Source organism: Paludibacillus litoralis, assembly GCF_037646705.1.
GTDB lineage: Bacteria > Pseudomonadota > Alphaproteobacteria > Rhodobacterales > Rhodobacteraceae > Pikeienuella > Pikeienuella litoralis.
Genome location: NZ_JBBHER010000008.1, coordinates 35,739 through 55,981, shown reverse-complemented (window position 1 = coordinate 55,981; position 20,243 = coordinate 35,739). Strand labels below are relative to the sequence as shown.

Sequence of the window (20,243 nt, the reverse complement as noted above, 5' to 3'; positions counted from 1 at the left end):
CATTCTCTGAACAAATGGGGGACGGTGAGGGCGCGAGGTTTGATGGAGCCGGACGAGGATTGATCGCGCGGAGCGCAAAGGCCGCGCAGCCCGCTTCCGGTTCAGCCCCCTGCGGAGAATCCGTATTCTCCGCGGGGGGCGCGCGATCCTTCTCCGCGGCGCCGGTCGATAGCGGGCGCCGCGGGGTGGAGCGTCTTACATCATGCCGCCTGCGGCGGGTTTGTCTTCGCCAGCCTGCGCCGCGTAGATCGAGGTGTAGCCCTTCGCCCAATCCGGCGGGATCTGGCAGGGCCGGGGGTCGTGATGAGCCCATTTCACGGCCTCTCCCCGCACGATCTTGTAGGTGTTCGCGGTCGGCTGCGGGTGGGCGGTGTAGGGTTTGGCGTCGGCCGACGTGTAGCAGTTCAGCAGCAGCGGGCGCGGCACCGGATTCTTCGACGACGGCGAATAATGCAGGGTCCGCGCGTTATGGATCGTGATCGATCCGGCCTTGCCGGTCATGTACTCGATCCGGCTTTCGTCGACCCGGGCGGCGTCTTCGTCCGAGAGCATCCCGGTCCAGTTTCCGTCGGCGTCATACTGGTTGTAGAGCGGCTCGTCATGCGAGCCCTTGAGCGCGGCGAGCGGCCCGTTGCTCATGTCCGTGTCCGCGAGATAGCAGCCGATGGTCAGGACATTGTAGTTGGTGTGCGGGAAGAACTGGATGTCCTGATGCCATTTCACGGTGTCGGACGCGTCGAACCATTTGAAGTTCAGCTTGGAGTGATGGAACGTCACATTCGGCCCGACGAGATCGGCGGCGACGTCGGCCATCAGCCCGGTGGCGAACCGCCAATAGGCTTCGTGCCGAATGTCCGGAGACTTCAGGCGGCGGAGGATCGGCGCGTCCGCCGTATGGCCGGGGCCGATGTCGAACTTGTCGTCGGAGGCCGTGACCGACCGGCTCTCGTCCTGGAATTCGGCGGTGACGCGCTGCAATTCCGCGAGCACGTCCGCGGGGACGATCTCCGCGACCGAGACGAAGCCGTCGGTGAAGTATTTTTCCCGCTGCGCTTCGGTGAGCACGCGGGCGGGATGGCTGAGAATTTCTTCTGGAGTCATGGCGTCTTCCTTTCGTTGCGAGTGAAAAGCCTGGGCGCCGCTTTGGCGGGGGTCGGGTGTTTGCGCGCCGGCGCGAGCGCGCGGAGGCAGGGGCGCGGGAGGGAGGCGCCTTCGCTCATTCGGTCCTCCCTTCGGCGAGGGCGGCGGCGAGTTTTTCGGCTTCTTCGGACTTCATCTTGTAGCTGTGCTCTTCGTCGGGGAACGCGCCGGAGCGGACGTCTTCGGCGTAGGCCGCGAACGCCTTGGTCGCGACTTCGGCGATGTTGCCGTAGCGTTTCGCGAATTTCGGCTTGAAGCTGTCAAAGGCTCCGATGAGGTCGTATCCGTTCAGAAGCTGGCAGGTTCCGGCCGAGCCGGCGCCGATCGAGAAGGTGAAGATCGACACCGCCTCATCCACCGCCTTCCCGACCTCATAGGGCATCGCTTCGATCTCGATGCCGATGGCGCCGGCCTCCTCGATGGCCTTGGCGTTGTCGATGATCTTCAGCGCGTCTTCGGCGGTCTTGCCCTGCATCTTGAAGCCGCCGTGGATATGAACCCGGTGCGGCAGAAGGCCGACATGGCTCATCACCGGAACCCCGGCGTCCGCGACCGCCTTGATGATGGCGAACATCTCCCGGCCGCCCTGGAGCTTGACCGAATCGGCCCCGGATTCCTTCATCAGCCGCAGCGCGTTCGTAACCGCGATATCCGGCGTCGCGTAGGAGCCATAGGGCATCGCGACGGAGCACATCGTGTTCGGCGCCCCGCGCCTGACCGCCTTGCAGTGATCGATCATCTGATCGACGGTCATCGCCAGCGTGTTCTCATGCCCGTGGATGGTCATCCCGAGACTGTCGCCGACGCCGATGATGTCGACCCCCGCCCGCTCCGCCCATGCCGCGGTCAACGCCTCGCCGACGGCGACCATGACGAGCCGTTCGCCGGCGGCCTTCTTCTTGGCGAGATCGGGGTTCGTCAGCTTCGGGCGGGGGTGCGTCACCATGCGCTCCTGTGTGGGGTCAATACTCGTTCCATTTGGAACGACCCTGCCGAACTTGCTTCCGTTTGGCAAGAGGGAGAATCTGCACGCGCGCCACGAGGGGGAGAAGCCATGAGCGGATCGAAATCATCAGCGAGACCGCAGGACCTGACGCGGGTTTTCGAGACCGTGGAGTTTCGCGACGCCTACCGTATCTCCTATCTCGCCAACGCGATCGTCATCCCGACCTATGACGAGATCCGGCGCCGGTTCGGGATCATCCGCGGGGAGTATCTGCTGATTCTCTGCCTCGCCCATTTTCCGGTGCTGACGGCGCAGGACGTCGCGCGGATGTCTCGCCGCCCGCGGAGCTCGATCTCCCGCGCCGTGGCCCGGATGCTCGCCGAGAATTATATTGAACGGGTGCCGGACCCCGATGACGGGCGCCAGGCGCATCTCACGATCACCGCCGAGGGCCGCGCGCTGCATGAGAAGATCGTGTCCTTCTTCCTCGCGCGTCAGGAAGAGGTGCTCGCCGCGCTCGACCGGGACGAGCGCAGGACCCTCGATGCGCTTCTCGAGAAGCTGACGCGGCACGCCGCGACGCTGAAGACCTGAACGCGGCCGCGATGGACTCGGAAGGCGCCCGGGCTGCGGGCGCGTGGCCCGCCGGCCGGGGCGAGGGTCACGGCGCCGCGTCGACGTAGATCTGGGCGTAGGCGTTCCGCACCGCGATGGTGGTCTGTTCGCGCCGTCGCTCGATATGGGTGCGGAGCGCCGTCAGCGCCGCCGGCGCGTCCCGCGCGCGCAGCCCGTCGAGGATCCGCCGATGAGCCGTGAGCCGGACCGCCGCATCGGTTTCGGCGGCCGGCCTCTCGCGCATCGTCTTGAGGTCGATCATGCGGACATAGCGGATCCGCCCATTGACGTTGGCGAGCGTCCGGACGAACTCCGGATTGCCGGAAAGCGCCGCCAGGTCGAGATGGAACGTCTCGTCCATCTGCAAAAGAGCGAACGGATCCCGGCAGGTTTCATAAGCGGGCTCGATGGCGTCCAGATAGGCGGAAAGCGCCTCGATGCGGCTTTCGTCGGCGCGGAGCGCCGAATGACGGAGCGCCTCGCATTCGATCGCGACGCGCAGCTCATAGAGATGCAGGATGTCATCCGGCGCAAGCGTCCGGCAGGAAAAGCCCTTTCCCGGCTGAAACGTCAAGAACCCTTCCGCGACCAACCGGTTCAGGGCTTCGCGCAGAGGCGTCCTGCTGGAGCCGAGTCGCTGGGCGAGCTGGCTCTCATTCAGCTTTTCGCCGGGCTTGAACACGAAGTTCGCCGCCATCTTCCGCAACTCGGCATGGACCCGGTCGACGCTGCTTTTCTCCATGGTGCATCCCGATATGACAACGAGGCCGGCCGGCCGAGGACATCCGCATGGCGAACGCTATGTCGCCATTGACCCGCATACAATGTTGCATGATCGTCCGCATGCAATTGCGGGGCGGCCGTTCTTACCCTTACGGCGCGCATGTCCTCAAGCGAACACGAACATCGGAGCGCGCGCGAATGTCGAACAGCGAACTCAGGCGATTGACCGCCGTGCAGGCGGCGGATCTGGTCAAACGCCGGGAGGTCCGCCCGATGGAGCTTCTGGACGCGGCGCTGGAGCGCATCAGGAAGGTGGACGGCGAGGTGAACGCGCTGCCGACGCTTTGCGAGGAGCGGGCGAGGAAAAACGCGCGCGAGATCACTGCGCGTGTCGATCGCGCCGCGAAGACCGGCGACTGGCCTTCGGCGTTTCTTGGCGGCGTTCCGCTGGCGGTCAAGGATCTGACCGAGGTCTCCGGGGTGCGCACGACCTTCGGCTCCGAGATTTTCAAGGATCATATCCCGGCCGAATCCGCTCCCGTCGTGGAGCGGATCGAGGGCGCCGGCGGCGTTGTCCTCGCGAAGTCGAACACGCCGGAATTCGGATCGAGCGGCAACACCAACAACACCGTCTTCGGCCCGACGCGCAATCCGCACGATCTGACGAAATCCGCGGGCGGATCCTCCGGCGGATCCGCCGCCGCGCTCGCGTCCGGGTCGGTCTGGCTGGCGACCGGCACGGATTTGAGCGGCAGCCTCCGCCAGCCCGCGAGCTTTTGCGGAGTCGTCGGCATGCGGCCCAGCCTCGGGCGGACGCCGCGCGCCCGCAAGACGATCGGCTATATCGGGTTCGGGGTCGAGGGGCCGATGGCGCGGAATGTCGCCGATTGCGCGCTGCTGCTGGATGCGATGAGCGGCTTCGACCCTTTCGATCCGTTGTCGCGCCCGGCCGCGCCTGGCGCATGTCAGGCCGCCGCCGCGCGGCCGGAGGCGCCGCGGCGGGTCGGGTTCTCCGCGACGCTGAACCTGACGTCGATCGACCCGGAGGTGGAGGCTCTCTGCCGGGGCGCCATGGCGCGGCTCGAAGCGGCGGGCGTCGGGGTGGAGGAGGAGGGCGTGCCCGACTTCCGCTCGATAGACGCCTTTTATCCGGCCGTGCGCGGGTTGGACTTCGTCGCACGGTTCAGCGCGTTCGCCAAAGAGCATGAAGAGCGTCTCCGCGTCGAGGTGAACCAGAGCGTCGCCGCCGGGCGCCGGCTCACCGCGGATGACATCGGCGCCGCGGAGCGGCTTCGGATGAAGCTGCACCAGGCGCTGGCCGGGTTCTTCGAGGGGCGCGACCTTCTCGTGACGCCGACGGCGATCGTCGCCGCGCCCGATATCGGCGTCGACTATCTCGAGCGGTTGGGAGACCGGACATTCTCCAACCGCCTCGAATGGATGGCCCTGACCTATGCGGTGAGCGCGCTGCCGGCCTTTCCCGCGATCTCGCTGCCATGCGGGGTGACGGCGGGCGGTCTGCCGGTCGGCCTGCAACTGATCGGCAAGCCCTATGGAGACGCGGCGCTGCTGGCGGCGGCGAAATGGGTGGAGGACGCGCTGGGCGTCGCCAGCCCGGCGCGATTGTGATCGACGAAGGCGCGCGCCCGGCTCATCCTGCGATTCATGAATGGGCCGGGATGCGAGAGCGCCTGATCGCGGGCGCGGGCGTCTTTCGCGCTCCTTGCCGGATGGGCCGCTTGCTTGTATGCGGAGCTGTATACAGAGCCTCATGACCGCCCCCGGATGAAAACCCGCGCGGCGCCTGCGCCGCCATGAAGAAAGGGCCTCCCTTGGACAACAGGATGAACGGCGCCGAAGCGATGGTGCGCATGCTCGAAGCGCATGGCGTGAAGCATATCTTCGGCCTTTGCGGGGATACGACGCTTCCCTTCTACGACGCGATGCGCGGGCTCGACCACGATATCCGCCACGTGCTGACCCGGGATGAGCGCAGCGCCGGCTACATGGCGGACGGCTATTCCCGCGTGACCGGGCGCGTCGGCGTCTGCGAGGGGCCGTCCGGCGGCGGCGCGACCTATATCCTCCCCGGTCTGATAGAGGCGTCGGAAAGCTCCTACGCGGTGCTTGGGATCACGACGGACATCTCGGTCGCGTCCTATGGCAAATATCCGCTGACCGAGGTGGATCAGGACGCGCTGATGCGGCCTCTGACCAAGTGGAACACGGTGATCCGGCAGGCCTCGCACATCCCGCGGATGGTGCGGACCGCGTTTCGCGCGATGACGACGGGGCGCCCCGGCGCCGCGCATCTCGGCCTTCCCTACGACATCCAGTATGACGCGGTGGACCCCGCCGACATCTGGGCCGACCCGAAGCTCGCGACCTATCCCGCCTATCCCGGCGCGCCCGAGCCCGGCGCGGCCGAGGCGGCGGTCGACGCCATTCTCTCCGCGAAGGCGCCGCTTGTCGTCTGCGGCGGCGGGGTGGTCATCGCCGGCGCGATGGGTGAGCTTCAGCGCCTGGCGACACGGCTCGATCTTCCGGTTGCGACCTCGATCTCGGGGCAGGGGGCGCTCGCCGACACCCATCCGAACGCGCTCGGCGTCGTCGGCTCGAACGGCGGCACGGACCAGACCTGGGAGCTGATGCAGGCGGCCGATCTGGTGATCTTCATGGGCTGCCGCGCCGGCTCCACCACCACCGCGCGCTGGGAGGCGCCCAAGCCCGGCGCACGCATCGTCCATTTCGACAGCGACCCGATGGTGATCGGCGCGAACTACCCGACCGAGGTCGGCGTCGTCGGCGATCTCCGGCTCGCGCTCGCCGAGGTCAACGCGGTTCTGGACGAACGCGGGCAGGGGCTCGCCACCTTCGGCGGCGCCGCCGCCGTCGCCGACATCAAGCGGCGGAAGTTCGAGATTTTCGACAAGCTGGCCGCCAGCGACGAGACCCCGATCCGGCCGGAGCGGGTGATCGCGGCGCTGAACCGGACGCTGCCCAAGGACGCGACCGTGGTCTCGGACCCCGGCACGTCCTGCCCCTATTATTCGGCCTACTCGCAGAGCTCGATGATGGGGCGCCATTTCATCACCAACCGGGCCCATGGCGCGCTCGGCTATGCGCTTTCCGCCTCGCTCGGCGCCTGGTTCGGCCGAAGCTCCAGCAAGGTGGTCGCGCTGATGGGCGACGGCTCCTTCGGGTTCACCTGCGGCGAGCTCGAAACGGTGTGCCGCGCCGGCGCGCCGATCACCTTCATCGTCTTCTCCAACTCCAACTTCGGCTGGATCAAGGCCAGCCAGATGGCGGACAAGGGCGCGCGCTATTACAATGTGGACTTCAACCGCACCGATCAGGCCGCGGTGGCCGCGGCTTACGGCGTGAAGTCATGGCGGGTGGAGGATCCGGCGAAGCTCGATGGCGTGCTCCGCGAAGCGATCGCGCATGACGGGCCGACCCTCGTCGACATCATCTGCCAGCCGCTCGAGGAGGCCAACGCGCCGGTGCGCCGCTGGATGGGCTGAGCCCGCCGCCGGCGGCGGAGAACCGGCGCGGATGGGCGCCCGGGTTCATCCGCCGCCGGCCCGCGCCGCCCGCGCCTTTCGCGCGGGCCGCATCCTCAGGAAATAGATGAAGACGCCGGTCAGGATCAGCATGGAGAGGCTGAGCGGGCTGGTGACGAAGATCAGCGGATTCGAGTCATGGGTGATCAGCGCCCGCCGCAGATACTCCTCGAGATAGGGGCCGAGGATGATCCCCATGAGCACCGGCACCAGCGGATAGGACATGACCCGGAGCACATAGGCGAAAACGCCGATCGCCAGCGCCACCCACATCTGAAAGATCGAAAAGGTGGAGGCGTAGGTGCCCACCATCGCCACCATGGCGATGAAGGCGTAGAGAATCCCCCGGTTGAGCCGCGCGATCCAGATGAAATAGGGGCCGAAGAGAACGACCGAGACGAAGACGAAACCGGCCGCGACGAAAAGCGCGGCGAACATCGGCGAGACCAGGTCGATATTCTCCGCCAGCAACGCCGGTCCGGGCACGATTCCATGGATCAGCAGCACCCCGAAGACGATCGCGGTCACCGAGTCGCCGGGGATGCCGAGCGTGAGGAGGGGGATCACCGCGCCGCCGCACATGGCGTTGTTGGCGGCCTCCGAAGCGGAGAGCCCTTCGCGCGAGCCGTGGCCGTATTCCTCCGGCTTTTTCGAGACCCGCTTCGCCTCGGCGTAGGCGATGAAGGACGCCATCGCCGCGCCGCCCCCGGGCAGCATGCCGATGAGCACGCCGATGATCGAACTCTTGGCGTAGATGAAAAACCCGATATCGCGGATGTCGCGCCACGTCGGAATGAATTGCCGGTGAGTGACCTTGAACTCGATGGTGCGGGGCAGCCGGTCGCGCGGGACCCCTCCCTGGGCCAGAAGCTCGCAGACCGCGAAAAGCCCGATCACCGCGGGAAGAAGCCCGACCCCTTCGATCAGATTGGCGCTGCCGAAATCGAAACGCCCCTTCGCGACCATGTTGTCGAAGCCGACCGTCGAGATCATCAGACCGATGGTGACCGCGACCACGCTCTTCCAGATCGAGCCTTTCGCGACGATCACGACGGTGACGACGGCCATGAGCACGAGCGAGAACTTGTCCGGCGTCCGGAACAGGAGCGCGAACTGGCTCATTGGCGCGGCGATGAGCATCAGGATCGCCGCCCCCAGCATGCCGCCGAGGCTCGATGCGAGCGCGCTCAGCCCCAGCGCCCGCGCGCCTTCGCCCCGCTTCATCATCGCATAGCCTTCGAGGCTGGTGATGACGCCGGACGGCGCGCCCGGAATATTGACGATGATGCCGGTGATGCTGCCGGCGTAGATGCCCGACATGAAGATCGCCATCACCATCACCAGCGCGTTGGTGATCTCCATCGCGAAGGTGAAAGGCAGGAGCAGCGCGATCGCCAGCGTGGCCGTCAGCCCCGGAATCGCGCCGAACACCAGTCCCATCAGGTAACCGGCGATGAGGTAGAGGAGCGTCTCCGGATGGAGCAGCGCGGCGAAGCCCGAAAGCGCGTCGAAGGTCATGTCAGAAGCTCCCGGCCGGCAGCATGAGATCAAAGAGCGTGACGAAGAAGAGCCAGCCGCTGGCCGTGATCCCGAGCGCCATGACCGCGGAGAGCGCAAGCGCCCGGCCGGGCGCCGCCGTGCGCTCGCGCTCGAACAGGAAGGCGACGACGAATGTATAGGCGAGGGTGGCGATCCAGTATCCGGCCGGCTCGAACAGCAGAATGAATCCGCATGTGGCGATGACCAGCGCGGCCGCCCGCGGGCGAAACCCGTGCTCCGCCGCCTCGTCGACGTCGCCGTCGTCGGGGACGCCGCGCATCTCCTTGTAGAGAATCCGGCCGCAGGAGACGAACAGGATCAGCGAGAGGACAAGCGGAAGAAACGCCGGCCCCGGCTCGCCAAGATTGAACGGGCGGGGCAGCGTCAGCGCCTCGGCGAAATAGATCGCGTTGACGATGATGAGAAAGAGCGCGAAGGCCGCTTGCCGGTTCACGGCCGCCTCCGGCCCGACTCCCGCGCGCCAGCGGCGGCGCGCGCCGCGCCCCGAGCGCCACGGGTTGCAAGATGCGTCATCACTGTCCTTTCCGCGTTCCCTGGCGCGTCGGCCGCCTCACGACCATCCGCCGAACGCGCGAAGAGAGGGCCGGAGGCCGGCGCCCGACCCGCGCGTCGCGCGGGCCGGGCCGCCGCCTATTTCTCGATAACACCCTCTTCGACCAGTTTGTCGAGCAGCGCGGCGGCCCGCTTCTGCGTTTTCCTGACGTAGGCGTCGGCTTCCTCGCCCGCCATCCAGAACGCGCCCATGCCGGTCTCCTCGGCCTTCTTCTGGAATTCGGGGTCGTCAAAGGCGGCCCTGAAGCCCGCGATCAGGATATCCCGCCTCTCCTTCGGCGTGTCCGCCGGCACGGCGAGGACGCGCATTCCACCCCAGACCACGTCATAGCCGAGCTCCTTGAATGTGGGCGTGTCCGGCAACTCCGGGTCGCGCTCATCGGCCATGACGGCGAGAATTCGGACCTGCCCCGCGTCATGCGCCGTCGCGACGGTCGCGTAGCTCAGCGCGCCGGCCTCGTTCTCGCCGGAGATCAGCGCCTCGCGCTGCGCCGCCGAGCCGTTGGGGAACGGGATATGATTGAGTTCGATCCCGAGCTTGTCCGCCATATCCAGCCCGTGCAGATGCCAGATGCCCGCGGTCCCGGCGTTCGAGAGCCGGTATTTCCCGGGATTCGCCTTCGCATCGGCGACGAAATCCGCCAGCGTCTCCCACGGCGTGTCCGCGTTGACCGCAAGAACAGTCGGATAGAGCGTCACATTGGCCAGATAGGCGAGCTTCTCGGTGTCGTAGCCGGGGACGAGATTGAAATACGGCACGGTGATCATGCTGTCCCAGGTCAAGGAGCCGATGGTGTAGCCGTCCGGGCGGGCTTTCATCAGCCGAAGCACGCCCACCCCGCTTTGCGCGCCGGTTATGTTCTGGGTGCGGATCGCGACGCCGAGCGGCGCTTCCGCGTAATGAAGGAAGGTGCGCATGACGGTGTCGGTGCCGCCGCCGGCGCTCCAGGGCATGATGTGGACGATATCCTTGGTCGGAAAGTCCGCCGCTGTGGCTGGCTGCCCGCCGGTGGCGAGCAGCGCGAGCCCCGCGAGCGCGGCGAATGCGGATTTGTGAAACTTCATTTTCATGGTCCTTCCTGGCTTCCCGTCGTGTTGCGTGGAGATTGGCGGGCCGCCCGAAGCGCCCGTCTTTCTCTCTTCAGACCCCGGCGCCGGGCGCCGTGGCGACCGGAATGCTCATTCGCGCCGTTCGATGCGTTGAGCCCGGTGGAAATTGATGAAATCCTCCCATCGGGAAGCCTGCTGCGGGTCGGCGCGCCGTCATCTTATCAGGAGTGAGAAATGAATACATTCGAGACCCTGTTCGTTAACGCGAAAATGACGGATGGGCGGCTCGTCGACATCGCGGTCGAAAAGGGCGCCATCGCCGCGATCGTCGAGAGCGGCGACGCCCGCCCGAAGGCCGGCGCGACCGTCGATCTCTCCGGCGCGCTTGTCGTCCCGGGATTCGTCGAGGGCCATATCCACCTGGACACGAGCTTTTATGGCGACGACTGGCGCCCGCACAAGCCGTGCGAGAGCGGGTTCAACGTGCATGAGCGCGTCCGGTTTCAGGCGGAGAACCTCGCACTCGCCGCGCCGCTCCGGACGCGCGCGCGCGACCAGCTCGACCTTTGCCTCGCGCAAGGGAGTACGCGGATGCGCAGCCATGTGATGGTCGACGCCGAGCTGGGGCTTCGCCATGTCGAAGCGGTTCTCGAGTTGCGGGACGCCTGCCGCGACCTGATCGATCTTCAGCTCGTCGCCTTCCCGCAAAGCGGCGTCCTCGCCAGCGTGGGGACGGCGGCGCTGCTCGACGAGGCCGTCGCGATGGGCTGCGAGGTCGTCGGCGGCATCGACCCCGCGAGCTTTGATCGCGATGTGGAGGGGCACCTCGCCGCGATTTTCGACATCGCGGCGCGGCGCGGCGCGGCGGTGGATATCCACCTTCATGATCGCGGGGAGCTCGGCTGTTTCGAAATCGAGCGAATCGCCGCCTGGACGGAAAGGCTCGGGCTCGAAGGGCGGGTCGCCGTGAGCCATGCATACGCGCTCGGGGACGCGTCCGCCGAAAGGCTGGCGCCGCTGGCGGAGACGCTCGCGCGATCCGGCGTGGCGATCATGACCGCGGCGCCCGGGGTGTTCGCGGTTCCGCCGGTGGCGGCGCTTCGGGCCGCCGGCGTCACCGTCTTTTCCGGAAATGACAATATCCGGGACAGCTGGTCGCCCTACGGGGATGGCGACATGCTGCGCCGGGCGATGATTCTCGGCTATCGCTCCGGCTTCAAGACGGACGAAGAGCTTCTCATGGCGCTCGATGTGGTGACGGCTGGCGGGGCGGCCGCGCTCGGGCTGGAGGATTACGGAATCCGGGTCGGCGCCGCCGCCGATTTCACCACCCTGAACGCCCGCCATGGGCCGGAAGCGGTGGTTGCGGTCCCGCAGGGCCGCGACGTTTACCGCAAGGGGCGGCTGGTGGCGCGGAACGGCGCGTTGGCGGCGGCTCCGGCCGGGTGATCGCGTGCTGGCGTAATTGGGGCGCGGACACGACGCCTGGCGCTTGAGGCGCGCCTGCGCCAAGCTGCGCGGGTCCCCGGTTGAGGTCTTGCGGCGTCCGCAGGCGAAAAGGAGAGATGGCCCATGAACGAAGTCTCTGTCGAATGGCCCGAAGCGCATGACGGCCGCGTCGCGGTGGTGCGCTTCGATCGGGGGCGGGCGGCGAATCCGCTCGCGCTTTCGACGATGCGGGCGTTGACCGCCGCGGCGCGGCGTTTCGAGACCGACGCGCGGGTCTCGGCGGTGGTGCTGGCGGGGCGGGCGGATAACTTCTGCCTCGGGTTCGACCTGAAAGACGAAGAGACCGTCGCGCTCCCGACATTGTCGCTCGCCGAGCGGCGGCTCGCGCTTCAGACCGGGCGGCGCATGTGTCGGGCCTGGGCCGAGATCGAGGCGCTTACGATCTCGGCGGTGTCCGGCTGGTGCGTCGGCGGCGGCGTCGCGTTGGCGGCGGCGACCGATCTTCGGGTGGCGGCGCCGGACGCGCGCTTCTACGCCCCGGAGATCGAGCGTGGGATGAACATGAGCTGGGGCTCGGTCCCGCGGCTGGTCGATCTGGTCGGCCCGGCCCGGGCGAAGCGGTTGCTGATCCTCGCCGCGCGGATCGGCGCGCAGGAGGCGGAAGGCTGGGGCCTTGTCGATGAGGTGGCGGAGGAGCCGGTCCCGGCGGCGCTGGCGCTCGCGGCGCGCGCGGCGGCGATGCCTGCGGCGGCGCTCCGGATGATCAAGCGCGGCGTCGACGCCTATGCGTCGGCGCTGGCGGATACCGCGAGCCACGCCGATTCCGACCAGTTCGCGCTGACCCAGACCGGCGCCGATTACGAGGAGGGCGTCGCCGCCTTCATCGAAGGCCGGGCGCCGCGGTTCACGGGCTGACATCCGGCGCGGCGCCGCTCCCGCCGGTCAGCCCGAAATTTCGTCGAATTGGAACGGGGCGCCGTGGTCGGCGATGATCCGCCCGATCTCCGCCCGCGCGGCGCGGATGAGCGGCAGCGCCGCGCCGCGCTCATCGTCGCTGGTGATGACCACGATGTTCTCATCGTTCACGAGGTTGGCCGGGCCGGTGTAGTTGAAGGAGCCGACCACCAGCGTCGCCTCATCCACGACCAGCATCTTGTGGTGAAGCTTGTTCACCAACCCATGCACCTTGCCGACGCGGGCCAGGTTCGCGCCCCGTCGGATCAACTCGCGCGTCGGCGCCCAGGTCTGGTTGCCCTGCATCCCGTCGAGAGCGCCGGTGATCTCCACGCCAGCGCGCATGGCCATCTCCATCGCGTCGTCGATGGCGGAGGATTGCGAGAAGGTGAAGATGGCGAAATCGATGCGGCGCATCGCCTTGTTGATCCGCTTCGCGATCTCCATCTCGGGGTTGTGCTCGGGCGCGAAGCAGATCTTGAATCTGACGCCGTCGACGACGATTTCGGGCGGGTGCGGGCTCTGGGTCGATTCCCGGCCGAAATTCCCTTTCGCGATATCAGTGAACTCGCGGCTGTATATCCTTGCGATCTCTTTCGATTCCACGGTCAGGATATGATTGAGATTGCCGCCCTGCGCCGCGCGGCCAACCCCTGTCGGCGTGAAGTTGGTGGAGCCGGTCAGAACCGCCTCACCGTCGCGGATGATGAATTTCTGATGAAATATCCTGGGGTTGAAATCCGAGCGGAGCCAGATCGTGCTGCGGAGCGCGGCGGCGGCGAGGAGGCGGTTCTCCTCATGCGCGCCGGCGCTTTCGAACGCGTCGGCGACAGTCTCGGGCCGGCGATTGGCGACCAGATAATCGGCCTCCAGCACCATGCGGACCTGCACCTTGCGCTCGATCTCGGCGCGGAGGATCGCCTCCAGTATCGGCCGGCTCTCCAGTTCCTGCACCGCGATGTCGAGGCGCTTCGTGGCCTTGTCGATAAAGGCGATGATCGCCGCTTCGAGGTCGTCGAGCCCGGGGGCGACGCTGTCCGGCCCGAGATGGAACCTGATGCGCTCGCCGATTTCGATGGGCATGGCGCGCCTCTCCTCTTCAGCGATTGAGAGCCTGACGGAATCGCCCGGCGCATGGAGACGGTGATACGAAGAGCGAAGAAAAGCAAACGCCGGCGTCGAAGACGCCGGCGTTTTTCATGTCGGAGCCGACGCTGGAGCGCCGGCTCGATTGGGCGTCGGTCAGGCGGCGACGCGCCGACGGCGCGACATCGCGCCGAGACCGCCGAGCGCCCCAAGCATCAGGAAGAGCGTCGCCGGCAGCGGAACCGCCGCAACCTTCAGAACCGACGGATCGCCATTGGCGGCGGCGTAGATCAGGCGGAACGCGCCGCCGTTGAACGCGTAGTCGGTGTCCTTGACGGTGGTCGGCGGCGCCGAAGAGGCGACGGTCACGCCATCGTCGAGCACCGAGATGCCGTCGTCGTGAGTGACGGTGCCGTACAGCCCGTCCGTGATCTCAGCGGTGAAGTCGAAGAAGGTGGTGGTCCTGAACACCGGGCTGCTGCTTCCCGCGCCTTCGCTGAGGATCAGGTTGTTGAAGTTGGCGTTCGAGAAGCCGACATACGAGCCGCCGCTGGTGGCGAGGAACTCGGCGATCGTCGGCGCGCCGCCCGGCGTGTCGAGGAAGAAGTCGAGATTGCCGGTGTACGTGCCGTTGAAGACCAGTTTGCCCGCAGACGCCTGCGCGTCGACATTCGCGACGGTGGCCGCCGCGTTGGCGGCGCTTCCGCCGGCGTCGAAGTTATAGATCTTCAGGTTGAACTTGCCGGTGGTCGTCACCGAGCTGTTGAGCGTCGCCGCGCTGGCCGAACCCACCATGGCCGCAGCGGCCAGAACGGCCGCAGCCGCAAGAGACTTGATGTTCATGTCTTATTCCCCATAATACTATCCCGCTCGGCGGGATGTCGATCCACAATGTGGAAGCAAGAGCATCCAAGCAAAGAACCGAGCGATACACCCCACATTCGCATCCGGAAGTAACTACCGGAGGTTGAATGATTTACATTAGCGCCCGCATAAGCCGTACATTGCGCACGACGTCCTCTCCACATTGATTAAACTCTTATCTTGTCAAATTGAGCGGGTAAAGCTGAAAGCGTACTAAGCAATACAACCGGAGGTCGGGACGTGACGGAACGCACATCCAAGCCCGCGGGCGCCAAGTTCTCGTGACTGCAATAAATGCATGCGGCGATTGGCGCCCGCGCGCCTCTTTCAATCCGGAGCCCGCGGTGAAATAAGACGCCGCCATCCGCACCCTTTCAGGAGATTCTCCATGGAGATTCGCGAGGCGCTCACCTTTGATGACGTTCTTCTGGTTCCCGGCGCTTCCGACGTGTTGCCGGCTGAGGCCGATGTCTCGACACATGTGACGAAATCGATCCGGCTCAATATTCCGCTGCTTTCCTCTGCGATGGACACGGTGACGGAAAGCGCCATGGCGATCACGATGGCGCAGGCGGGGGGAATCGGCGTCATTCACCGCAACCTCGATCTCATGGTTCAGGCTGAAGAGGTCCGCCGGGTGAAGCGCTTCGAGAGCGGGGTGGTCTACAACCCCATCACGCTCCGCCCCGACCAGACGCTGGCGGATGCGAAGGCGCTGCAGGAGCGTTACAAGATCACCGGCTTTCCGGTGGTGGGCGCGGACGGACGGTTGATCGGCATTCTGACCAACCGCGACATGCGGTTCGCCGAGAACGACGCGGCGCCGGTCAGCGCGCTGATGACGCATGAGAATCTGGCCACGATCCGCGAAGGCGAAGATCGCGCGGTCGCATGGCGTCTGATGATGAAGCGGCGGATCGAAAAGCTGGTGGTGGTGGATGGCCAGGGCCGCTGCGTCGGGCTTCTGACGGTCAAGGACATGGAGAAGGCGGTTCTGAATCCGCACGCCTGCAAGGACGATCTCGGGCGGCTTCGGGTCGCGGCCGCCACGACGGTGGGGGACAAGGGATTCGCCCGGTCGGAGGCGCTGATCGACGCGGAGGTCGATCTTCTGGTGATCGACACCGCTCATGGCCATTCCGTATCGGTGGCGGAGGCTGTGGAGCGGGTCAAGCGGCTCTCGAGCACGGTTCAGGTCGTCGCCGGCAATGTCGCGACGGCGGAGGCGACGCGCGCGCTGATCGGCGCAGGCGCCGACGCGGTCAAGGTCGGGATCGGCCCGGGTTCGATCTGCACGACGCGGATGGTCGCCGGCGTCGGCGTGCCGCAACTCACCGCGGTGACCGATTGCGTGGCGGCGGCGGGAGGCGAGGCGACGATCATCGCCGATGGCGGGATCAAGTTCTCCGGCGATCTCGCGAAGGCGATCGCGGCGGGGGCGAATTGCGCCATGGTGGGCTCGATGCTCGCCGGGACCGACGAGGCGCCGGGCGAAGTCTTCCTCTTCAAGGGCCGGAGCTACAAATCCTACCGCGGGATGGGCAGCGTCGGCGCGATGGCGCGCGGCTCGGCCGACCGGTATTTTCAGGAGCAGATGGCGGAGACGCACAAACTGGTGCCTGAAGGGATCGAGGGGCAGGTGGCCTACAAGGGCCCGGCCAGCGCCGTTCTGCATCAGATGGTCGGCGGGCTTCGCGCGGCGATGGGCTACACCGGGTCGCGCACGATCGACGAGATGCGGACCGGGTGCGAGTTTGTCCGGATCACCAACGCCGGGTTGGCGGAGAGCCACGTCCATGACGTGCAGATCGTCCGGGAAAGCCCGAACTACAGGGTCGGATAGGCGGGGATGATATGACGTTTGGTGAAATCGCACCGAACGTCATCGCATCTGACGTATCGGAGTGTTTCAGGCGCAACCGCCTGCGCCGGGTGCGATGCGGATACACGCACAGGCTTGATCCATGCGGTAGGCGAGTAGATCCTCCATCGGCGGCTCCTCCCGGGGTCAGCCTTGCGGGCGTGGCCGAATGTCTCGAAGGCGCTCAATGGTCAGGGCCCGGCGGCGCGCCGCGCGCAACTGAACCGCATCGCCATTGGCTCTTCGGGGCCAATGCGCCCCGAGAGACGGACGCTATTTGAAGGAGAGCCGTCGCCAGGATAGCCGGGCGCTCGAGATCGCGTTGCCAAAGGGGGACTCGAATCTCTGGCGATGCGCGCGCGCCAGAGCGCCGTTTGCTCACCCGTCATCGCCCGCAGCGCGGCGCCCGAGCGACAGATATGGCGTGGATGGCGCCTTTTTCCGCCCGATCTCCGATCGGCGGCGCCCCGTCAAGCCGCTCGATCAGTAGGCGGGTCTCAATGCGCGGCGCTCCGAATTTGTAGAATGCGCATCCCGATCGCCATCGCGGGCCCGATGCCCAAGGCGAAGAACACCGTGCCCAGGCCAAGCGTGCCGCCCAAGGCCCAGCCGATCGCGACGACCGTCAACTCGATCGACATGCGCACCAGCGCGATAGGCTGACGTGTGACCGTCTGAAGCCCGATCATGAGGCCGTCTCTGGGGCCGGGACCCAGATTCGCGATCAGGTATATCGCCCCGCCGAATCCGGTCACGAACACCCCCGTCAGAGCCATCGCGCCATTTGCGACATAGGTCTCGAATCTTGGCAGGAACGGCAGCACGAACTCCAGCACCAGCGCGATGACGACTGCGTTGAGGATCGTTCCTATTCCGGGCGTCTGCCTGAGTGGAATCCACAAGACGAGGACGGATCCGCTGATGATAAAGGTCGCAAATCCGAGACTCCAATTTGTTATGTTGGTGACGCCTTGGGCGAACACCGTCCAGGGGCTCACGCCAACGCCTGCGGTGACCAGAAGCGCCTCTCCCAGGCCGAACATCACCAGGCCAAGTATGAGAAACACGACCGACGCCAAAGGCGGCTTCATGGTGAAAGCCCTTGGCGAACTCCATCTGAGTTTCGGAACTGACGTAACGGAAAGAAAACTCAAGGTGAAATCCACACGGAGGCGCTAAGAGACTGGAGTTTGTGGCAGTTTAGAGGGAGCGCGGCAAGCCCAATATTTGGTGAGAAAGCGTGAGCCGCCCCCCGAAATTCGGACGCTGAGACAAGCTGAGATGTTCAGTCTTCCGACCCTCGTCAAGACGGGCGATGACGGAAGGAGCGCGCGCCTGCGGTCGAAGCGAACCCGCCAGCTTTTCGACGCCTTCGCTCTTGCTCGCGCCTGCGCCGCCGACGTTGAAGACGTTGACCGTAAAGGCGGCGGCTCGATGAAGACGTCGCCTGCGGAGGGAAGAGCGCCCGTCACATCGACGGAATCCGCGAGGACGGTCCGAAAGCCGAGGATCGAGGCCGCCCCGCATCGTCAGCAAGATGTCGCCGGGACGGTCCCGCACAGGCCAAACCAGCGATGGTCTCTGGATTTCGGCTCCGGCGGTCCGTCCTGCGGGCGCCGGTTCCGCGCCCTGACTGTGATCGACGACTTGGGCCGCGAACGCCTGGCCACGGTCCTCGATACATCCCTCTCAGGATAGCGCCTCTCCCCCAGCCCGGGCCACGCCCGCCGCCCGATCGCGCGGCGCGGCGTGGCGGACCACACCCCGCACAGAGCTGGCTTCCGCGTGCGGACGATCAGGGGAGCAGGGCGCCCGACAGGTTGATCCGGTCGCCTGCCTTCGCTCCCCGCGGACTCACGCGAAGGTCGAGAAAACGCGCTCCACAGCCCAGAACGTCGCGACCATACCGATGGCGTATCCTGACGGGACGACCGCCTTTCGCGGCGCCTTTACAATTCTGCGCAACGCTGCGATCGCCGTCAGGACCACGATGACGAACATCAACTGTCCGATCTCGACGCCGAGGTTGAAGCAAAACAGCGCCAGGGGAATGTCGCCTTGCGGCAGGCCAAGCTCCGTCAGGGCGCCCGCAAACCCGAATCCGTGCAGCAACCCAAACGCAAATGCGACGACCCACGGCGCTTCGCTGGTCAGACTGGTCCGGCCCCTCTCCTTGGCGATGATCTCGGCGCCGATCAGGACGATGCTGAACGCGATCATGATCTCGACCGGGCCCGAGGGCAGCGCGATCCATTCCAGAGCGGCGAATGTCAGGGTTATCGAATGCGCGATCGTGAACGCGGTGATCGTCTTCACCAGAACACGCAGATTTCGGACGATCAGCATCAAGGCCGCGACGAAGAGAAGGTGATCGAACCCGAACAGAATGTGCTCGATTCCCTCGACGACAAACGATCTGGCGATCGTCGACCAGTTTTCCTGAGCCTGTATCTTGATCCATGGCTGCGAGGGGCGAACAAATCGCGTGTTGATCGCCCCGTCCTGAAACTTCACGCGGACCAGAACGTCGGTTATGGTCGCCTGAAGGCCGACAAAGGAGATCGTCCGCCCGGACAGCCCCCCATCGGATTCGATGATGCTGCGCTCGATCAGGGAGTCGGAAAGCTCGCGTTCAGACGGGCCGGTGATCACCTTTACGCCGTCTGAGAAGCGCGGCAGCACAGGCAATCTCTGACCTGACAGGACCGGCGTGCGCCAGAGCACGCTGAAGCGGTCCTTTCCGATCTGATCGATCTGCAGATACGCAGGCCTCACTTCATGCGCCGAGACCTGACCGGGCGCCATGAGAAACGAGATCGCCAGCGCGACCAACAGGCATGCGCCTGCGCGCCAAATTCGCGCCGCGCGGCTCATTGCGTGATCGGCTCCGCCGCGCCGCTCGCCTGCGCCGGGTCCCTCAGGTCTCTGAGGTCGATCGTCTCCAGGGGAACCACGTTCACGGTATAGCGCGAACGCATCTCTTCGAGCGCGGCGCGCTTGATTTCCTGATACCGGGCGTCGATCCATGCCGACCTGATGTCGGCCTCGACCTCCTCGAAGGCCGGAACGCGGCCCGCCGCGATCGACTCTATCCAGACCAGGTGCCACCCGTATCCTGATTGAACCGGGCCGCGCCAGCCGCCAGGCGCGAGCTTGAACACCTCCGCGGCGAAAACCGGGCCGAACTCCTTCAGAATTCGGTCTGGAGCGGCGTCGCTATAATAAGGGCGCAGGACGAATGAATCGGTCAGCGCCTCCACTTCAGGCGAAGCGATGGGCTTTCCCGCGATCGTGTCGAGCGCCGCCGCCGCGACGTCGCGCGCGGAGGCGCCGAGCTTGTCGGGCGAAAAATACAACTGCCGGAAACTTGCGCGAGGCGGAAGCGCGAAGCGGTCTTCGTTCTGAGAAAACCACTCCAGCAACTCCGCTCTGTCCGGCTCCTGCAAGGCGGCGATGTCGGCGGCGAGGAAATCCATCTTCTGCACGACCCTGCGTCTGATGATTTCATCATTGCGATCGAGGCCGAGGGCCAGCCCCTCGCGGAACAGGATCTCATCGGCGATCTTCTGGTCGATGACGCTTCGCAGCTGCGCCTCGGTCAGCGGCGGGCGCCCCTGAGCGAGCCAGGCGACGGCGATCTGGCGGACGTCATCCGCGCTGATCTCGATCTTCTCCCCATAGGCCGCGTCTTCCGGCTCTTCTTGAAGAAGCCAGTAGGCGCCGAACACGATCACGCCCACGGCGCAGAAGTGGAAAAGAGGCTCCGCCAGCAGCCTGCGGAGCCGCCCCGCCGCGTGATCGTCTGGCGCCGCAGGCCGCGGCGCGGCGGGGCGGCCGCCTTCAAGCTCCGTCATTCCGCGAGATGTCCACTCACCATGCT

Annotated in this window: 17 protein-coding genes and 1 pseudogene; 7 read left to right on the top strand and 11 right to left on the bottom strand. The window is 66.1% G+C overall.

Annotation, left to right across the window (positions count from 1 at the left end; genetic code table 11):
- Nucleotides 1–195 precede the first annotated feature (195 nt).
- Both WG921_RS14650 and panB read right to left on the bottom strand, forming a co-directional pair.
- Entirely contained in the window at nucleotides 196–1,101 is a 906-nt protein-coding gene (locus WG921_RS14650) for a phytanoyl-CoA dioxygenase family protein (protein WP_340109996.1), read from the bottom strand.
- Nucleotides 1,102–1,216: 115 nt separating this feature from the next.
- A complete protein-coding gene (gene panB / locus WG921_RS14645; RefSeq protein ID WP_340109995.1) occupies nucleotides 1,217–2,086 on the bottom strand; it encodes a 3-methyl-2-oxobutanoate hydroxymethyltransferase in 870 nt (289 codons plus the stop codon).
- 108 nt (nucleotides 2,087–2,194) lie between these two features.
- On the opposite strand from panB, the gene WG921_RS14640 reads away from it, so the two are divergent.
- Nucleotides 2,195–2,680, top strand: a complete 486-nt coding sequence (locus WG921_RS14640) for a MarR family winged helix-turn-helix transcriptional regulator (protein WP_340109994.1) — start codon at nucleotides 2,195–2,197, stop codon at nucleotides 2,678–2,680.
- Between the two features lie 67 nt (nucleotides 2,681–2,747).
- On the opposite strand, the gene WG921_RS14635 is transcribed toward WG921_RS14640, so the two are convergent.
- Entirely contained in the window at nucleotides 2,748–3,443 is a 696-nt protein-coding gene (locus WG921_RS14635; protein ID WP_340109993.1) for a GntR family transcriptional regulator, read from the bottom strand.
- Between the two features lie 179 nt (nucleotides 3,444–3,622).
- On the opposite strand from WG921_RS14635, the gene WG921_RS14630 reads away from it, so the two are divergent.
- Both WG921_RS14630 and WG921_RS14625 read left to right on the top strand, forming a co-directional pair.
- Nucleotides 3,623–5,053: an amidase gene (locus WG921_RS14630; RefSeq protein WP_340109992.1), complete on the top strand. Its 1,431-nt coding sequence runs from the start codon at nucleotides 3,623–3,625 to the stop codon at nucleotides 5,051–5,053.
- A gap of 203 nt (nucleotides 5,054–5,256) precedes the next feature.
- Nucleotides 5,257–6,948 (top strand): thiamine pyrophosphate-binding protein, encoded by a 1,692-nt coding sequence (locus WG921_RS14625; RefSeq protein WP_340109991.1) that lies wholly within the window; start codon nucleotides 5,257–5,259, stop codon nucleotides 6,946–6,948.
- Nucleotides 6,949–6,993: 45 nt separating this feature from the next.
- On the opposite strand, the gene WG921_RS14620 is transcribed toward WG921_RS14625, so the two are convergent.
- The 3 genes from WG921_RS14620 to WG921_RS14610 all read right to left on the bottom strand — a co-directional run bounded on the left by WG921_RS14620 (nucleotide 6,994) and on the right by WG921_RS14610 (nucleotide 10,170).
- Nucleotides 6,994–8,505, bottom strand: coding sequence for a tripartite tricarboxylate transporter permease (locus WG921_RS14620; RefSeq protein WP_340109990.1), 1,512 nt, complete (start codon nucleotides 8,503–8,505; stop codon nucleotides 6,994–6,996).
- A gap of 1 nt (nucleotide 8,506) precedes the next feature.
- Complete coding sequence (locus WG921_RS14615) at nucleotides 8,507–8,980, bottom strand: tripartite tricarboxylate transporter TctB family protein (RefSeq protein ID WP_340109989.1); 474 nt, start codon at nucleotides 8,978–8,980, stop codon at nucleotides 8,507–8,509.
- 197 nt (nucleotides 8,981–9,177) lie between these two features.
- A complete protein-coding gene (locus WG921_RS14610; protein ID WP_340109988.1) occupies nucleotides 9,178–10,170 on the bottom strand; it encodes a tripartite tricarboxylate transporter substrate binding protein in 993 nt (330 codons plus the stop codon).
- Nucleotides 10,171–10,383: 213 nt separating this feature from the next.
- Here WG921_RS14610 and WG921_RS14605 point away from each other — a divergent pair, with 213 nt between their 5' ends.
- Both WG921_RS14605 and WG921_RS14600 read left to right on the top strand, forming a co-directional pair.
- Nucleotides 10,384–11,598 carry an amidohydrolase family protein gene (locus tag WG921_RS14605; RefSeq protein ID WP_340109987.1) on the top strand — a complete coding sequence of 405 codons (1,215 nt, stop codon included), beginning with the start codon at nucleotides 10,384–10,386 and terminating at the stop codon, nucleotides 11,596–11,598.
- A gap of 123 nt (nucleotides 11,599–11,721) precedes the next feature.
- Nucleotides 11,722–12,513: an enoyl-CoA hydratase/isomerase family protein gene (locus tag WG921_RS14600; protein ID WP_340109986.1), complete on the top strand. Its 792-nt coding sequence runs from the start codon at nucleotides 11,722–11,724 to the stop codon at nucleotides 12,511–12,513.
- A 27-nt stretch (nucleotides 12,514–12,540) separates the two neighbouring features.
- Here the strand turns inward: WG921_RS14600 and WG921_RS14595 are convergent, their stop codons facing one another.
- A complete protein-coding gene (locus WG921_RS14595) occupies nucleotides 12,541–13,635 on the bottom strand; it encodes a phospholipase D-like domain-containing protein (protein ID WP_340109985.1) in 1,095 nt (364 codons plus the stop codon).
- A 159-nt stretch (nucleotides 13,636–13,794) separates the two neighbouring features.
- Complete coding sequence (locus tag WG921_RS14590) at nucleotides 13,795–14,481, bottom strand: VPLPA-CTERM sorting domain-containing protein (RefSeq protein ID WP_340109984.1); 687 nt, start codon at nucleotides 14,479–14,481, stop codon at nucleotides 13,795–13,797.
- 409 nt (nucleotides 14,482–14,890) lie between these two features.
- Between WG921_RS14590 and guaB the strand changes: the two genes are divergently transcribed.
- Nucleotides 14,891–16,345, top strand: coding sequence for an IMP dehydrogenase (guaB, locus tag WG921_RS14585; RefSeq protein ID WP_340109983.1), 1,455 nt, complete (start codon nucleotides 14,891–14,893; stop codon nucleotides 16,343–16,345).
- 515 nt (nucleotides 16,346–16,860) lie between these two features.
- On the opposite strand, the gene yczE is transcribed toward guaB, so the two are convergent.
- Nucleotides 16,861–17,454, bottom strand: coding sequence for a membrane protein YczE (gene yczE / locus WG921_RS14580; protein ID WP_340109982.1), 594 nt, complete (start codon nucleotides 17,452–17,454; stop codon nucleotides 16,861–16,863).
- Nucleotides 17,455–17,914: 460 nt separating this feature from the next.
- Between yczE and WG921_RS14575 the strand changes: the two are divergent.
- Nucleotides 17,915–18,058, top strand: a pseudogene (locus tag WG921_RS14575) (IS3 family transposase); the annotation flags it as partial.
- 159 nt (nucleotides 18,059–18,217) lie between these two features.
- Here the strand turns inward: WG921_RS14575 and WG921_RS14570 are convergent.
- Both WG921_RS14570 and WG921_RS14565 read right to left on the bottom strand, forming a co-directional pair.
- Nucleotides 18,218–19,195, bottom strand: a complete 978-nt coding sequence (locus tag WG921_RS14570) for a HupE/UreJ family protein (RefSeq protein WP_340109981.1) — start codon at nucleotides 19,193–19,195, stop codon at nucleotides 18,218–18,220.
- Between the two features lie 38 nt (nucleotides 19,196–19,233).
- The gene (locus tag WG921_RS14565) at nucleotides 19,234–20,217 is read right to left on the bottom strand and encodes a peptidylprolyl isomerase (RefSeq protein ID WP_340109980.1); all 984 of its coding nucleotides are present in this window, start codon (nucleotides 20,215–20,217) and stop codon (nucleotides 19,234–19,236) included.
- Between the last annotated feature and the right edge of the window lie 26 nt (nucleotides 20,218–20,243).

What these genes read in the sequence shown, in the direction of transcription:
- WG921_RS14650 (WP_340109996.1), bottom strand. Translation starts at nt 1,101, where the DNA reads ATGACTCCAGAAGAAATTCTCAGCCATCCCGCCCGCGTGCTCACCGAA.
- WG921_RS14635 (WP_340109993.1), bottom strand. Translation starts at nt 3,443, where the DNA reads ATGGAGAAAAGCAGCGTCGACCGGGTCCATGCCGAGTTGCGGAAGATG.
- WG921_RS14620 (WP_340109990.1), bottom strand. Translation starts at nt 8,505, where the DNA reads ATGACCTTCGACGCGCTTTCGGGCTTCGCCGCGCTGCTCCATCCGGAG.
- WG921_RS14630 (WP_340109992.1), top strand. Translation starts at nt 3,623, where the DNA reads ATGTCGAACAGCGAACTCAGGCGATTGACCGCCGTGCAGGCGGCGGAT.
- guaB (WP_340109983.1), top strand. Translation starts at nt 14,891, where the DNA reads ATGGAGATTCGCGAGGCGCTCACCTTTGATGACGTTCTTCTGGTTCCC.
- WG921_RS14640 (WP_340109994.1), top strand. Translation starts at nt 2,195, where the DNA reads ATGAGCGGATCGAAATCATCAGCGAGACCGCAGGACCTGACGCGGGTT.
- WG921_RS14595 (WP_340109985.1), bottom strand. Translation starts at nt 13,635, where the DNA reads ATGCCCATCGAAATCGGCGAGCGCATCAGGTTCCATCTCGGGCCGGAC.
- WG921_RS14605 (WP_340109987.1), top strand. Translation starts at nt 10,384, where the DNA reads ATGAATACATTCGAGACCCTGTTCGTTAACGCGAAAATGACGGATGGG.
- panB (WP_340109995.1), bottom strand. Translation starts at nt 2,086, where the DNA reads ATGGTGACGCACCCCCGCCCGAAGCTGACGAACCCCGATCTCGCCAAG.
- yczE (WP_340109982.1), bottom strand. Translation starts at nt 17,454, where the DNA reads ATGAAGCCGCCTTTGGCGTCGGTCGTGTTTCTCATACTTGGCCTGGTG.
- WG921_RS14600 (WP_340109986.1), top strand. Translation starts at nt 11,722, where the DNA reads ATGAACGAAGTCTCTGTCGAATGGCCCGAAGCGCATGACGGCCGCGTC.
- WG921_RS14590 (WP_340109984.1), bottom strand. Translation starts at nt 14,481, where the DNA reads ATGAACATCAAGTCTCTTGCGGCTGCGGCCGTTCTGGCCGCTGCGGCC.
- WG921_RS14610 (WP_340109988.1), bottom strand. Translation starts at nt 10,170, where the DNA reads ATGAAAATGAAGTTTCACAAATCCGCATTCGCCGCGCTCGCGGGGCTC.
- WG921_RS14565 (WP_340109980.1), bottom strand. Translation starts at nt 20,217, where the DNA reads ATGACGGAGCTTGAAGGCGGCCGCCCCGCCGCGCCGCGGCCTGCGGCG.